Origin of the sequence: Mycobacterium sp. PDNC021, from assembly GCF_048282635.1 — a bacterium.
In the GTDB taxonomy this organism is placed as follows: Bacteria; Actinomycetota; Actinomycetes; order Mycobacteriales; family Mycobacteriaceae; genus Mycobacterium; species Mycobacterium llatzerense.
The window spans coordinates 1803708-1817759 of the sequence record NZ_CP182502.1 but is presented as its reverse complement, the minus strand read 5'-3'; the positions used below and the strand labels follow the sequence as shown (position 1 = coordinate 1817759).

Below are 14052 nucleotides of genomic sequence, written 5' to 3'. Positions count from 1 at the left end.
CCTCGGGCAGATTAGTCCTCCGCGTCGGCAGGGCGCAGCATGTAGCCCACGCCGCGCACTGTGTGGATCATCGGTTCACGATCGGTGTCGATCTTCTTGCGCAGATACGAGATGTAGAGATCGACGATGCTCGACTTGCCGCCGAACCCGTAGTTCCACACCCGGTCGAGAATCTCCGCGCGGGCGATGGCCCGTCGCGGGTTACGCATCAGGTACCGGAGCAGTTCGAACTCGGTGACGGTCAACGAGATCAGTTCACCGGCGCGGGTCACTTCCCGGCTGGCACCGTTGAGCACCATGTCGCCGACCTTGAGCACTTCGTCGGACTCCGGCGCCAGGTGGCTGGACCGGCGCAGCAGTCCACGCAGCCGTGCCACGAGCTCTTCGAGGCTGAACGGCTTGGTCATGTAGTCGTCGGCACCGGCGGTCAACCCGGTGACCCGGTCCATCACGGAGTCCCGCGCGGTGAGGAAGAGGGTCGGCGTGTAGCCCTCCGCCGAGCGCACCCGCTGCAGCAACTGCAGGCCGTCGGTGTCGGGCAGCATGATGTCCAGCACCACGAGGTCGGGTTCCATCTCGCCGAATTTGGTCACCGCATCGCGGCCGTTGTGCGCGACCTCGACGACCCAGCCCTCGTAGTGCAGGGCCATCTTGACCAGGTTGGTCAGCGCCGGCTCATCATCGACCAGCAACACCCGGATAGGGGATCCGTCGGCACGTTCCATGCGCGGCAGCTGGCCGAGCACGGCGGCCCGGGGGTGACGCTCGCGAGGTGGTACCGACATCGTCGTCATTCTTCCATTGTGTTGAGTGCACCGAAAATTGTCACTGCGTTCATACCGAGTTCAAATATTAGTCCTCGATATGACTCACGTCACTTACGCAGTCCGATGTGATGCGCGAGAATCGTTGCAATAGAGCCATTTTGACTGGTCGGACCACCAATCATCAGCATACCGGCCGCGCCGATTCCACCTGGTAGCGCAGGATTGCGAATTACTCAACCAACTGGCGCGACAAGAAGATTTGCGTTCTCTATGGGAAGTCCCCTTCGCCTTGCGACCCCGTCTGGCGATAAATACTCTCGCACTTAGCAATTGGCGCAGATTCTCATCGGCGACCGCCAAATCAGAATGAAACATGTTGTTGCACAACATGTTTGATCGACAATGACGTCGGCGGGCGCGCGGGCCAACACTCACGCCGCGCATCTGCACATGTGTCCATCGGACAACTAACGGAGAACGGAAACCTAGGCATGCTAGAAACCGCCCCGCCGGCAAAGGGACTACGCGCGATACTGCGCTACGACCTGCCGGCGTCACTCGTCGTATTCCTGGTGGCACTGCCACTGTCACTCGGCATCGCCGTCGCCTCCAACGCTCCGATCCTGGCGGGCATCATCGCCGCCGTCGTCGGTGGCATCGTCGCCGGCGCGCTCGGCGGCTCGCCGCTGCAGGTGAGCGGGCCGGCCGCCGGCCTGACCGTCGTCGTCGCCGGCCTGATCGCCGAATTCGGCTGGGGCGTCACGTGCGCCATCACCGTCGGCGCCGGCATTCTGCAGATTCTGTTCGGCCTGAGCCGCGTGGCCCGGGCCGCGCTGGCGATCTCGCCGGTCGTCGTGCACGCCATGCTGGCCGGCATCGGTGTCACCATCGCGCTGCAGCAGCTGCACGTGCTGCTGGGTGGCAAGTCCAACAGCTCCGCATGGGAGAACATCCACGAACTGCCCGCCCAGCTGACGAACATCCAGGGCGCCGGGTTCCTGCTCGGCATGCTGGTCATCGTCACGCTGGTGGCGTGGCGCTGGGTGCCGGCGCCGATCAACCGGATCCCCGGTCCGCTGGTGGCCATCGTCGGCGTCACCGCGCTGTCCGTCGCGCTGCCTTTCGACGTCAAACGCATTCAGATCAACGGCTCGCTGCTGGACTCGCTGACGCTGCCGACCCTGCCGACGGGCGACTGGGACGGCATCATCGCCGGCGTGCTGACCGTCGCGCTGATCGCCAGCGTCGAGAGTCTGCTGTCCGCGGTGTCGGTGGATCGCATGCACAACGGCCCCCGCACCAACTTCGATCGTGAGCTGATCGGCCAGGGGGCGGCCAACGCCGTCTCCGGCGCCATCGGCGGCCTGCCGGTCACCGGCGTGATCGTGCGCAGCTCGACCAACGTCACCGCCGGCGCCAGGACCCGGGCTTCCGCCATCCTGCACGGTTTCTGGATCCTGTTGTTCGCGGTGCCGTTCGCCGGCCTGGCACAGCTGATCCCGACGTCGGCGCTGGCCGGCCTGCTGATCGTCATCGGCTGCCAGTTGGTGAAGAAGGCGCACATCGAAACCGCCCGGCGCACAGGCGATATCGCGGTCTACGCGATCACGATTCTCGGCGTCGTCTTCCTCAACCTGCTCGAGGGTGTGCTGATCGGCCTCGCCCTGGCCGTGGCGCTGACCGTCTGGCGCGTGATCCGGGCCAAGATCGTCACCGAGCACATCGCCGGTAACGACTGGCGCATCGTCATCGAGGGCTCCGTCAGTTTCCTGTCGCTGCCGCGCCTGACCTCGGCGCTGGCCTCGCTGCCGGCCGGCTCCGACGTCACGATCGACCTGTCGGTGGACTTCATCGACCACGCCGCTCACGAAACCATCGACGAGTGGAAGCGCCAGCACGTGGCCGGCGGTGGCTCGGTAGAGATCCACGAGCACGGCACCGCCGAGCTCCATCACGCGACAGCCGGCCCGCCGACCCGCACGTTCACCCCGTTCGACAAGCGGTCCGGCGTCGTCCCGTGGAAGTCGCAGACCCAGACCAACTCCGTCATGGAAGGCCTGGAGACGTACCACCGCCGCACCGCACCCGTGCTGCGTCCGCACATGGAGGAGCTGGCCCACACCCAGAAGCCGGAGACGCTGTTCATCACCTGCGTCGACTCGCGGGTCGTGCCCAACCTCATCACCAGCAGTGGCCCCGGCGACCTGCTGACAGTGCGCAACGTCGGCAACCTGATCCCGGAGGGACGGACCGACGCCTCGATCGAGGCGGCCATCGCGTTCGCCGTCGACGTCCTGCAGGTCTCCTCGATCGTGGTGTGCGGCCACTCCAGCTGCGGCGCCATGACCGCAGTGCTGAGCAAGGATCAGGGCCAGGACGAACACCTGCACACCTGGCTGGAGCACGGCGACGCGACGTTGCGCGCCTTCGACGACGGCCGCCACCCGGTGGCACTGGCCGCGGCCGAGGAAGGCTTCGGCGTCGTCGACCAGTTGTCGATCGTCAACGTCGCCCTCCAGGTGCAGACCCTCGCCGCCCATCCGCTGGTCCGGGCCCGGCACCGCGCGGGCGAGCTCGAGGTGATCGGGCTGTTCTACGACATCGGCAGCGCGGCCGCCCTGCGGGTGACGCCGGTCGGCGTGGACCGTCTGGTCGAGGTGGCCGAGTAGTACCTGATTGATCCTGCGCCCAGGGCCGTAAACCGCGAGAGCGGCGGGCCCTGGGCGCAGTGTCATTTCCGGATCATTTCCAGGTCAGTTGCAGCGGCAGGTGCCGCCGGCGGAAACCTCGACGACGGGCATCGTGCCGTCGGGCCGCCAGTCGAACGGGAAATGCTTGCTCGACGCGCCGAGGTACTCGTGGGAGAAGTCGAACCCGACGGCGTCGGCCTTCTTCACCACGCCCCACGTCGCCACCTGTCCCGGCCCCACCTCCGCGCCCGGGGCGTTGACGGTCGTGACGCGGCGGTTCGGATCGGCCGTCGGCCCCGTCAGCGCGTCGACCCGCACATCGACCTTGCCCGGAATCTCCGCCCGCCAGTAGGCGAGGTCGTCAGCCGCCGCGAAGTTGATCGGCGCGTACTCGATGCCCCGCAGCTCGCTGATCAGACTGCCGAACTCCCCCGGCCAGCCGCCCTCGTCGCCACGGAAGATCCGCTCCAGCGCGAGCCGCTGGTCGGCATCGGCCTTCTCGTCGATGTAGAACATCAGCTTCATGGTGGCGTCCGGGTCACCCACCCACATGTTGCCGGCGAACTCACCCAGGGCCACCACCCCAAGTTCACTCAAATCGGTTGTGCCGTAATGCCCTTCGTGCACCTGCCAGACGAGCGTGAACAGGCAGTCGCCGTGCGTGGGCTCCTGCGCGAAGCTGCACGGGCAGGGCAGCTTGCAGCTGCACACATCGAACCACTCGCCGCGTAGATGCCAATCGGTCTTCGGGGTTACCGCCACCGTCATCGCTGAATCCCTTCTCGTTTTATACCCCCTTGGGGTATCTGACGCAGACGACGTTACGCAGCGATCGCAGCACGCGTCAAGTACCCCCAGGGGGTATCTTTCGATGAGTTTCGTATGCGCGGCCCGCACCGCGTTGACCCTGCAACCAGGCCGCAAAAGTGTGAGTAACGAAGACCCTCAGCGCAGGGTCAACAGGGAAGCCGGGCGCTATCGCCCAGCCATGCGCTCCAGGCGCGCGATCCGCTCCTCGATGGGCGGATGGGTCGAGAACAGTTTGCCGATCTTCTCGCCGGCCCGGAACGGGTTCGCGATCATCAGGTGGGCCTGGTCGGCCAGTTGCGGCTCAGGGGGCAGCGGGGCCTGCTGCACGCCGTCGCTGATCTTGCGCAGCGCGCTCGCCAGCGCCAGCGGGTCGCCCGTCAGCTCAGCGCCCGACTGGTCGGCCTGGTACTCACGCGAGCGCGACACCGCCAGCCGGATGATGGTCGCGGCCAACGGGCCGACGATCGAAAGAACCAGCAGGACAAAGGGATTGGGTCGGTCGTCGCGGTCGCCACCGAACATGCCGATGAAGTAGGCCACGTTGACCAGTGCCGTCACCACCGACGCCATGGCGCCCGCCACGCAGGAGATCAGGATGTCGCGGTTGTAGACGTGCGACAGCTCATGCCCCAGCACGGCGCGCAGTTCGCGCTCACTGAGGAGGTTCAGGATGCCCGTGGTGCAGCACACGGCGGCGTTGCGGGGATTGCGCCCGGTGGCGAAGGCATTGGGGGCAGCGGTGTCGCTGATGTACAACTGCGGCATCGGCTGCCGCGCGGTGGTGGCCAGTTCGCGGACGATCCGGTACATCGCCGGCGCCTGCATCTCGCTGACCGGCTGCGCGTGCATGGCCCGCAGCGCCATCTTGGCGCTGTTGAAGTAGACGTAGGCATTCATGCCGATGGCGAACAGCACCGCCAGGTACATGATGTTCTTGCCGAACAACGAACCGATCAGCACGATGAGCGTCGAGAAGCCCGCCAGCAGCGCGAACGTCTTCGCGGTGTTCGCGTGCGGATTCCACGTCATCAGCTAGCTCCTCCAAGCGCAGTCAGTGCTCAGCGCAATCAACTCACTGAATTGAACGCACGGCAGCTGGTGCCTGGTTCCGCGGTGTCCCGATCGACGGTCAGCCGTGGCGGTCAGCGGTGTACTCGACCAGGTTGAGCAGCGCCAGCCGGCCGGGCAGGTCCGGGAGGTTGTTCAGCTCTGTGCGAGCGTCCGCGGCGAAGCGCTGCACGGTGCGCTTCGCCTCGACCATGCCCTCCGACGCCCGGAGCAACGCCAGCGCCTCCGCGAGGTCGGCGTCGTTGTCGATGGGCTTGGCCAGCAGCACCCGTAGCCGGTCGGCGTCGGCCTCGGTGCCGCGCAGCGCGTACAGCACCGGCAGGGTGTGCACGCCTTCGCGCAGGTCGGTGCCCGGCACCTTGCCCGACTCGTCGGGATCGCTGTCGATGTCGATGATGTCGTCGGAAATCTGGAAGACGGTGCCGACGATGCCGCCGAGCCGGCTGAGCCGCTCGATCTGCTCCTCATCGGCGCCCGAGAACGTCGCGCCGAACCGGCCGGAGGCCGCGATCAGGCACGCGGTCTTCTCGTAGACGACCTTCAGGTAGTGCTCGACGGGATCGGCACCTTCGACGGCGCCGCGGGTCTCGCGCATCTGGCCCGTCACCAGCTGGGCGAAGGTATCGGCGATGACGCGGACCGCGTCGGGCCCCAGCCGGGACACCAGACGCGAGGCGGTGGCGAACAGGTAGTCGCCGGCCAGGATGGCGATGTTGTTGCCCCAGCGGGCGTTGGCGCTGTCCGCGCCGCGTCGCACCTGGGCCTCGTCCATGACGTCGTCGTGGTACAGCGTCGCCAGGTGCACGAGCTCGATCACGGCGCCCGCGATGGAGACGTCGTCGTTGTCGGGGTTCGGCCCCAGCGACGCCGAGAGCACGGTGAACAGCGGACGGAACCGCTTGCCACCAGCCTGGAACAGGTGCTGGACCGCCTCGGCCATCAGCTCGTCAGCTTTGCCCAGCTCGGTCGACATCAGGTCTTCGATACGCGCGACCGCGTCGCGAACCTGCGCGGCAAAGGCGGCGTCACCAAAGTCCACGCCCGCGACCACTGTCGCTGGTGTCTTCATGGGTCCAACATACTGGGCGGCATGGTCGTGCACGCAGATGTGGTCGTGGTCGGAGCCGGGCCGGCAGGTTCCGCGGCTGCCGCCTGGGCAGCGCGCCGGGGCCGCGACGTCTTGGTGATCGACTCCGCGCAGTTCCCCCGGGACAAGGCCTGCGGCGACGGCCTGACTCCGCGGGCCATCGCGGAGCTGCGTGAGCTCGGGCTCGGCGAGTGGCTCGAGGGCCGGGTCAGCCATCACGGTCTGCGCATGGCCGGGTTCGGCGCGCAGCGCGAGGTCCGGTGGCCCGGGCCGTCGTTCCCTGCCACCAGCAGCGCCGTGCCGCGCACCGAACTCGACGACCGGATCCGGCAGGTCGCGGCCGACTCCGGCGCGAAGATGCTGCTGGGCGTCAAAGCCGTCGACGTGGAGCACGACGCCACCGGCCGGGTGCGCACGCTGAAGCTCGATGACGGGCAAGAGATCGGCGTGGGTGAGCTCATCGTCGCCGACGGCGCCCGATCGACGCTGGGCCGGGTGCTGGGCCGGCAGTGGCATCAGGAGACGGTGTACGGGGTCGCGATCCGCGCCTACATCGAGACACCCCGACACGCCGAACCGTGGATCACTTCGCACCTGGAGCTGCGCTCGCCCGAGGGCGAGGTGCTGCCCGGCTACGGCTGGATCTTCCCGCTGGGCAACGGCGACGTGAACATCGGCGTGGGCGCGCTGGCCACCGAGAAGCGGCCGGCAGACGCCGCGCTGCGCCCGCTGCTCGCCCACTACACCGACCTGCGCCGCGACGAGTGGGGCTTCGAGGGTCAGCCCCGGCTGGCCAAGTCGGCGCTGCTGCCGATGGGTGGCGCGGTGTCCGGGGTGGCGGGGCCCAACTGGATGCTGATCGGCGACGCCGCGGCGTGCGTCAACCCGCTCAACGGCGAGGGCATCGATTACGGCCTGGAGACCGGGCGGCTGGCCGCCGACCTGCTGGGCTCAGGTGATCTGAGCGCGGCCTGGCCCGCCGTGCTGCAGGAGCACTATGCCGCGGGGTTCTCGGTGGCGCGCCGGCTGGCGATCCTGCTGACCGTGCCGAAGTTCCTGCCGATCACCGGCCCGGTCGCGATGCGGTCGCAGTACCTGATGACGGTCGCGGTCCGGGCCATGGGCAACCTGGTGACCGAAGAAGACACCGACGCGGTCGCCCGCATCTGGCGCCGCGCCGGACGGGGCTCGCGCCGGCTGGATCAGCGCAAGCCGTTCAGCTGACCGACCGCGCGAACCCGACGATGTCGCGGATGGTGGCGGCGAAGACGTCAGGCATGGCGCCGGCCAGCAGGATGTCCCCGGCGTGGCAGGTGCCGGCCACGATCCGGCCGACGACGCTCACCCCGGCGCCCGCCAGCCTGCGGTAGTAGACCAGGCCCTCATCGCGCAGTGGGTCGAGCTCGTTGACCGAAATGACGTGCGGCGGAAGGCCTGCCATATCCGCATCGGTGGCCACCCCGGCCCAGCAGGTGCCGTCCTGCGCATGCTCCTGGTTTGGGTCGTAGAGGGCACCCAGCAGGGCCAGTTGCAGACAGCTGATGAAGTACCCGTCGTTCTCGCGCAGCGACGGCAGGTCGTCGGCGTCCTCGAGCCACCGGTTGGAGATGTAGGGGCACTGGGCGTAGACGCCGGCGATCTCGTCGCCCCAGCCCTCCCGGTTGGCCTTCAGCGCCACCGTCAGTGTCAGGTTCCCGCCGCCGGACTCCCCCGACACGATCAGGTGGCTGATGCCGAGCTGGTCTTTGTTCGCCGCCGTCCACCGGACGGCTGCCGCGCAATCGTTGAGTCCGGCGGGGAACGGGTGCGGGCCCAGTGCGCCGCCGGAATTGCGGAACTCGACGCCGATGACGACGAGCCCTGCCGCCGCGAGGTTCTCGCGGAGCCGGACGTACTGGATGTCCGCGGCGCTGAGGATGGCCATCCCACCCCCGTGCAGGTGCACCACAGCGGGCAACGGACCGGCGGCCTCCGTGGGCCGGCTGATGTAGAGCGTGATCTCGTTGCCGTCGGCACCGGTGATGGTGGTGGTCGTGCTGCTGACGCCCTCGGGCGCAGGGGCCTTCTCCCCCAACATCTTCAGGACGGCGCCGGTCCCCTGTTCGGCGAAGTTGGAGAACTCCACGAGCTGCTCGAGCGGGGAGTCGAGCGTCAGGGGCGGTTCGGGCAGTCGGCCGTCCATCCCGAACGCGGCGAGTCCTTTGACCATGCGCGGATCAGCGCGCGGGTCGGTGCCGATGGTGCAGTCAGGGTCAGCGAGGCGTCCAAAGGGCATGGGCCCATCTTGGTGCACAAAGTGAACTTGGTCGCGACTTTGTGAAAAGTCGCGACCAAGTTCAAACCGTCGGCGGATGGGTTACCGGCATTCGCAGAGGTACGCGGTCTCGACCTCGACGCGGACGCCGAACTTGCTGTCGGCCGGCACGGTGAATTGCGTTCCGGCGGCGAAGGTTTCCCACTCGTCACTGCCGGGCAGCTTGACGGTCAGGGCGCCGGAAACGACGTGCATGATCTCGAGGCTGGAGGTGCCGAACTCGTATTCGCCGACGGCCATGACGCCGACGGTCGCGGGGCCCTCCGCGGGCGCGAACGCGATCGATGCGACCTTGCCATCGAAGTACTCATTGACCTTGAACAACTGGGGCTCCTCGAACTCAGGTGAGGGGCCAGAATATCGGGCAGCCAGGCGGGCTAGTGCACCACGTATCTGTGCACCCCGAGCATCGCGTTCTCGTCGGCCGGCTCGGTGGTGCACTCGTGCAGCGCCGCGCGTACTCCGTCGGTGTCCATACCGGTGCCGATGCACACCAGCTGGGTGCCCGAGCCGCGGCGCTTCTGCAGCCGCAGCGAGCCACCCACCAGTTGCAGCAGGTACCGGTGTCCGGCCCCGAAGTCGACGAAACCCTTTGCCCGGTACAGACCTTCGGGACGGTCCCGCAGCAGGGCCAGCAGCCGGCGCGGATTCAGCACAGCGTCGGTGGCGTACTCGACGGATTCGTAGACGGGGTGCTCGTGGTCGTGATCGTCGTGCAGCAGCTCGTCGAACGACAGCTGGGCCTGTGGGGCGCGCTGCGGGACGTCGATGAGGAGCGTCGGATCAATGCGCGCAAAATCGGTGAGCTGCACCGGAACTCGCGGATTCTGGGCGCGAATCCGGGCGAGCACGTCGTCGATGTCGGCGGCTTCAGAGGCGCGGTTGAGCACGACCAGATCGGCCACCGGCAACCCGTGCCCGAACTCTGGCTCCGTCGCATTGACCACCAGCACCAGGCCGGCGTAGTGGAAGTCGTCCGAGCCGGCGGTCATGATGGTGCGCGCCACAGCGGGCGGCTCGGCGACGCCGCTGGCCTCCACCACGATCAGATCGAGGGCCGGGCGCACCGCCGCCAGCTTGCCCAGCATCTCGGCGACTTCACCGTCCTCGGCGACGCAGCAGATGCAGCCGCCCGGCAGCGACGCCATGGCGTCGACCTGACCGGCGACCAGCATCGCATCGATGTTGACGGAGCCGAAGTCGTTGACCAGCACACCGATTCGCGCCCCGCGGCCATTGCGCAGCAGGTGATTCAGCAGCGTGGTCTTACCGGCGCCCAGAAAGCCGGCGACAGCGAGGACGGGAATACTCAAGATCAGACGGAGAGGCCAATCGGCGGTTTCACCGCGGCGTGCAACGCGACGATGCCACCGGTCAAGTTGCGCCACTTCACCTGCGACCAGCCGGAGGCCTCGATCTGGCGCGCCAGGTCGTCCTGGTCGGGCCAGGCCCGGATCGACTCGGCGAGGTAGACGTACGCCTCGGGATTGGACGACACCGCGGTGGCCATCGTCGGGAGCGCCTTCATCAGGTACTCCTTGTAGGCCGTGGCGAACAGCTGATTGGTCGGCGTGGAGAACTCACACACCACCAGGCGGCCGCCCGGCCGGGTCACGCGGGCCATCTCGCGCAGGCCGGCGGTGAAGTCGACGACGTTGCGCAGCCCGAAGCTGATGGTCACCGCGTCGAACACGCCGTCGTCGAACGGCAGTTTGGTGGCGTCGCCGGCGACCTTCGGGACGTCCCGGGCCGCGCCGGCGGCCAGCATACCGACCGAGAAATCGCAGGCCACGCACCACGCGCCGGACGCCGCGAGTTCGACGGTCGACACCGCGGTCCCGGCAGCCAGGTCCAGCACCTTGTCACCTGGGCCGATGCCCAGCGCCGCGCGCGTCTGCCGCCGCCAGAACCGGTCCTGCCCCAGCGACAGCACCGTATTGGTGATGTCATAGCGACGGGCCACGCCGTCGAACATCGACGCGACCTCGTGCGGATCCTTCTCCAATGACGCGCGACTCACGTGGTTGACGCTACCGGCCACGGGAATGGAACGGCCACCGCAGGGGCTGTAAGCCGCATGGGTGCAAAAGTCTGGTTCATCACGGGTACATCGCGCGGCTTCGGACGGGAGTGGACGGCTGCGGCGCTGGAGCGCGGCGACAAGGTGGCCGCGACGGCGCGGGATGTGTCGACGCTCGACGATCTGGTGGCCGAGTACGGCGACGCCCTGCTGCCGATCGCACTCGATGTCACCGACCGGGACGCCGACATCGCCGCGGTGCAGGCCGCGCACGAGCACTTCGGCCGGCTGGACGTCGTCGTCAACAACGCGGGTTACGGCCAGTTCGGCTTCGTCGAGGAGCTGTCCGAGGCCGAGGCCCGGGATCAGATCGAAACCAACGTCTTCGGCGCGCTGTGGATCACGCAGGCGGCGCTGCCGTACCTGCGCGCGCAGGGCGGCGGGCACATCATCCAGGTGTCCTCGATCGGTGGCATCAGTGCGTTCGCGGGCCTCGGCGCGTACCACGCGTCCAAGTGGGCACTGGAGGGTTTCTCTCAGTCATTGGCCGCCGAGGTGGAGCGGTTCGGGATTCACGTCACGCTGATCGAGCCGGGCGGCTTCTCGACGGACTGGAGTGGCGCGTCAGCGAAGCGGACCACCGAGCTCGAGGCGTACGACGGGCTGCGCGCAGACGTCGCGCGCTGGCGCGGCGAGCGCAACGCGGTACCGGGCAACCCGGAGGCGTCGGCCGCCGCGGTGCTCAAGATCGTCGATGCCGAAAACCCGCCGCTGCGAGTCTTTTTCGGTAGTGCACCGCTGCAGATCGCCAAGGCCGACTACGAAAACCGCTTGCGCACCTGGGAAGAGTGGCAGCCCGTCGCCGAGCTCGCCCAAGGCTGACGCTAGGCAGCGAGGGCGCGGCGCTCGCCGAGGACGGCGGCGTAGTGGCCGAGGAGTTCGTCGCACACGGCGGGCCAGGTGCGGCCCAGCACGCTGCGCCGCGCGGCCACCGAGTAGCGGGACCGTTCGGCCAGCAGGTGATCGACCGCGGCGGGCAGGGACGCCTCGAAATCCGCTACCGGCAACAGTAATCCGGTGTGCATGGGCGTCACCAGGTCGCGCGGGCCACCCGCATCCGGGGCGATCACCGGCAGACCCGACGCCATGGCCTCCTGTACCGCCTGACAGAACGTCTCGTGCTCCCCCGGGTGCACGAAAACGTCCATGCTGGCGTATGCCGTGGCCAGCTCCCGGCCATACAGCGCACCGGTGAAAACTGCTGTGGGCAAGAGTTTTTCGAGCTTCGCCTGGTCGATTCCGTCACCGACCACCACGAGCTGCAGGTCATTGCGGCCGGCCAGCGCGGCCAGGCGCTCGACGTGCTTCTCCGGAGCCAACCGGCCGACGAAGCCCACCACCGGCTTACCGTCGGGCGACCATTGCGCCCGCAGCGCGGAACTGCGCGCCGACGGCGCGAAGCCCGTGACGTCGACGCCGCGACCCCACTTGTGCACGCGCGGAATCCGATGGGAGACAAGGTCTTCCATCGTCGCGCTGGACGGCGCCAGGGTCCGGTCGGCCCGCGAGTGCAGATGCCGATTCCAGGCCCACGCGACGTTCGTCATCATGCCGACGCCGTAGCTCTGGGCGAACCCGGCGATGTCGGTCTGGAACACTGCGACGGTCGGGATACCGAGGAAGCGCGCGGCGTGCAGTCCGCCGTAGCCCAGCAGCGCGGGCGAGGCCAGGTGCACCACGTCGGGACGAAAATCGCGCAGTACCCGCACCATTCGCGGCCGCGGCACACCCAACGGCAACGACGTCACCTTGGGAAACATGCGGGACGGGATGCGGTGCACGGGCACATCTCCGCAGAAAGCGTCGGCGGGTTCTTCGCCGCGCGGTGTGTCCGGCGCGATCACCAGCGCCTCATGGCCGTTCCGGTGGAGGTGCTCGAGCACCCGGAGCACCGAATTGGTGACGCCGTTGACATTCGGGAGAAAGGACTCCGCCACGATCGCAACTCGCACACCTGCAGGCTGGCAGCGCAGCCTGACCGTCAGGTTGCCGACAGGGGTACGCGACGCGAAGACCCGCACAACTCGGGTACCACCGGTATCGTCTGTCGCATCGAGGTGAGAAAGGGGTCAGCATGCGTCTACCTCGGCTGATCCTCGTATTGGCCACCGTGCTGACCCTCACCGGCTGCGGCCGCACCGTCACGGGATCCGCGTTGCAGGACCCGGATGCGCCGGGCGTCTCCCTCACCGCGGACGGCTTCGGCATCATCGCGGGCCGGCCCGACGCCCCCGCGCAGATCGAGGTGTACACCGAGCCGCAGTGCACGCACTGTGCGCACCTGCAGGACACCGACGGACCGGAGATGAAGGGCCTGATCGCCCTCGGGCTGCTGACCGTGACCTACCGCCCGGTGACCTTCTTGGACACCGGGTACGGCTATTCGGCCAAGGTCGCGGGCGCGATGTTCCTGGCCGCGGGGCACGGCACCTCGGCGCCGGCACTGCAGGCGTACGTCGCGACACTGTGGGGGCACCAGAGCCCCGGGGGTTCGGCGCCGTCCGACGGTCAGCTCGCGGGCTGGGCCGCCGACTCCGGCGTCAGCGCCGAGGCCGTGGCGAGCATCCAGTCCGGCGGACATGCCGTCGACACCGACGAGATGACACTGACCAACGAGACCCGGCTGCAAGCGATCCGCGACGGTGACGCCGGCACGCCCACGGTGTACGACCTCAGCGCCGATGCCGTGGTCGACATCCAGGAGGCCGGGTGGCTGGCCAAGCTGACCGGAGGTCAGCGGACCACCTAACCCAGCCGGCGCTGTACGAGCGTCACGAAGCCGAGCAGGACCCCGGCGACCAGCCAGCCCACCACGGCGATCGATCCGGCGGGGATGACGGCGAGCGACGCGTTGCGGTTCTGCACCCGCACCAGATCCGGGTTGCTGCGGTCGTATTCGACGTAGATGCGCATCCCGGTCTCCAGCTCAGACGGGTACAGCACGCCGAGCTCGGGCCGGTAGGTGACGCGGTCGGGCGTCACGAACTCGATGGTGGAGCGCCGCGGGCCGGCCGAGAGCACCTCGGCGGCCGCGGTTCCCATGTTGTGCTCGATCTGCTGATCGTTACGCCAGGCACCGAGCACCAGTAGCACCGATTGCAGGGTCACCAGGCACGCCACGATGACGATGCCGATCCGGATCCGGCGGATGGCGCGCTGCGACCGGGTCTCCTCGCCGTTGCCGACCAGAAGCTGAATCAGCTTGTCCCACAAGGTATTGGCCCGGCACCGCAGGC

The 14052-nt window shown here is 68.1% G+C and carries 14 protein-coding genes; 4 read left to right on the top strand and 10 right to left on the bottom strand.

Annotated elements, in window-relative coordinates:
- Window positions 1–11 precede the first annotated feature (11 nt).
- Window positions 12–794, bottom strand: coding sequence for a response regulator transcription factor (locus ACNO8X_RS08445; protein WP_043984926.1), 783 nt, complete (start codon window positions 792–794; stop codon window positions 12–14).
- 464 nt (window positions 795–1258) lie between these two features.
- On the opposite strand from ACNO8X_RS08445, the gene ACNO8X_RS08440 reads away from it, so the two are divergent.
- Window positions 1259–3436, top strand: coding sequence for a SulP family inorganic anion transporter (locus tag ACNO8X_RS08440; protein ID WP_418004930.1), 2178 nt, complete (start codon window positions 1259–1261; stop codon window positions 3434–3436).
- An 84-nt stretch (window positions 3437–3520) separates the two neighbouring features.
- Here the strand turns inward: ACNO8X_RS08440 and ACNO8X_RS08435 are convergent, their stop codons facing one another.
- The 3 genes from ACNO8X_RS08435 to grcC1 all read right to left on the bottom strand — a co-directional run bounded on the left by ACNO8X_RS08435 (window position 3521) and on the right by grcC1 (window position 6404).
- Window positions 3521–4225 (bottom strand): DUF1326 domain-containing protein, encoded by a 705-nt coding sequence (locus ACNO8X_RS08435; RefSeq protein WP_418004929.1) that lies wholly within the window; start codon window positions 4223–4225, stop codon window positions 3521–3523.
- A 207-nt stretch (window positions 4226–4432) separates the two neighbouring features.
- Window positions 4433–5296 carry a zinc metalloprotease HtpX gene (gene htpX / locus ACNO8X_RS08430; RefSeq protein WP_133761114.1) on the bottom strand — a complete coding sequence of 288 codons (864 nt, stop codon included), beginning with the start codon at window positions 5294–5296 and terminating at the stop codon, window positions 4433–4435.
- A gap of 100 nt (window positions 5297–5396) precedes the next feature.
- Window positions 5397–6404, bottom strand: coding sequence for a nonaprenyl/(2E,6E)-farnesyl/geranylgeranyl diphosphat synthase (grcC1, locus tag ACNO8X_RS08425; RefSeq protein ID WP_418004928.1), 1008 nt, complete (start codon window positions 6402–6404; stop codon window positions 5397–5399).
- Between the two features lie 21 nt (window positions 6405–6425).
- Here grcC1 and menJ point away from each other — a divergent pair, with 21 nt between their 5' ends.
- Window positions 6426–7646, top strand: a complete 1221-nt coding sequence (gene menJ / locus ACNO8X_RS08420; RefSeq protein WP_418004927.1) for a menaquinone reductase — start codon at window positions 6426–6428, stop codon at window positions 7644–7646.
- On the opposite strand, the gene ACNO8X_RS08415 is transcribed toward menJ, so the two are convergent.
- From ACNO8X_RS08415 to ACNO8X_RS08400, 4 genes are all read right to left on the bottom strand, one after another.
- Entirely contained in the window at window positions 7639–8697 is a 1059-nt protein-coding gene (locus tag ACNO8X_RS08415) for an alpha/beta hydrolase (RefSeq protein WP_418004926.1), read from the bottom strand. The genes menJ and ACNO8X_RS08415 overlap by 8 nt on opposite strands.
- Before the next feature lie 81 nt (window positions 8698–8778).
- Window positions 8779–9060 (bottom strand): pyrimidine/purine nucleoside phosphorylase, encoded by a 282-nt coding sequence (locus ACNO8X_RS08410; RefSeq protein WP_418004925.1) that lies wholly within the window; start codon window positions 9058–9060, stop codon window positions 8779–8781.
- A 53-nt stretch (window positions 9061–9113) separates the two neighbouring features.
- Complete coding sequence (locus tag ACNO8X_RS08405; RefSeq protein WP_418004924.1) at window positions 9114–10049, bottom strand: CobW family GTP-binding protein; 936 nt, start codon at window positions 10047–10049, stop codon at window positions 9114–9116.
- 2 nt (window positions 10050–10051) lie between these two features.
- Window positions 10052–10756 (bottom strand): demethylmenaquinone methyltransferase, encoded by a 705-nt coding sequence (locus ACNO8X_RS08400; protein WP_043985000.1) that lies wholly within the window; start codon window positions 10754–10756, stop codon window positions 10052–10054.
- Between the two features lie 57 nt (window positions 10757–10813).
- Here ACNO8X_RS08400 and ACNO8X_RS08395 point away from each other — a divergent pair, with 57 nt between their 5' ends.
- Window positions 10814–11638: an SDR family oxidoreductase gene (locus ACNO8X_RS08395; RefSeq protein WP_418004923.1), complete on the top strand. Its 825-nt coding sequence runs from the start codon at window positions 10814–10816 to the stop codon at window positions 11636–11638.
- Between the two features lie 2 nt (window positions 11639–11640).
- Here the strand turns inward: ACNO8X_RS08395 and ACNO8X_RS08390 are convergent, their stop codons facing one another.
- Window positions 11641–12768, bottom strand: coding sequence for a glycosyltransferase family 4 protein (locus ACNO8X_RS08390; RefSeq protein ID WP_418004922.1), 1128 nt, complete (start codon window positions 12766–12768; stop codon window positions 11641–11643).
- A gap of 122 nt (window positions 12769–12890) precedes the next feature.
- On the opposite strand from ACNO8X_RS08390, the gene ACNO8X_RS08385 reads away from it, so the two are divergent.
- The gene (locus ACNO8X_RS08385; RefSeq protein ID WP_418004921.1) at window positions 12891–13565 is read left to right on the top strand and encodes a DsbA family protein; all 675 of its coding nucleotides are present in this window, start codon (window positions 12891–12893) and stop codon (window positions 13563–13565) included.
- On the opposite strand, the gene ACNO8X_RS08380 is transcribed toward ACNO8X_RS08385, so the two are convergent.
- Window positions 13562–14029 (bottom strand): DUF3592 domain-containing protein, encoded by a 468-nt coding sequence (locus ACNO8X_RS08380; protein ID WP_418005824.1) that lies wholly within the window; start codon window positions 14027–14029, stop codon window positions 13562–13564. The genes ACNO8X_RS08385 and ACNO8X_RS08380 overlap by 4 nt on opposite strands.
- Window positions 14030–14052: the final 23 nt, after the last annotated feature.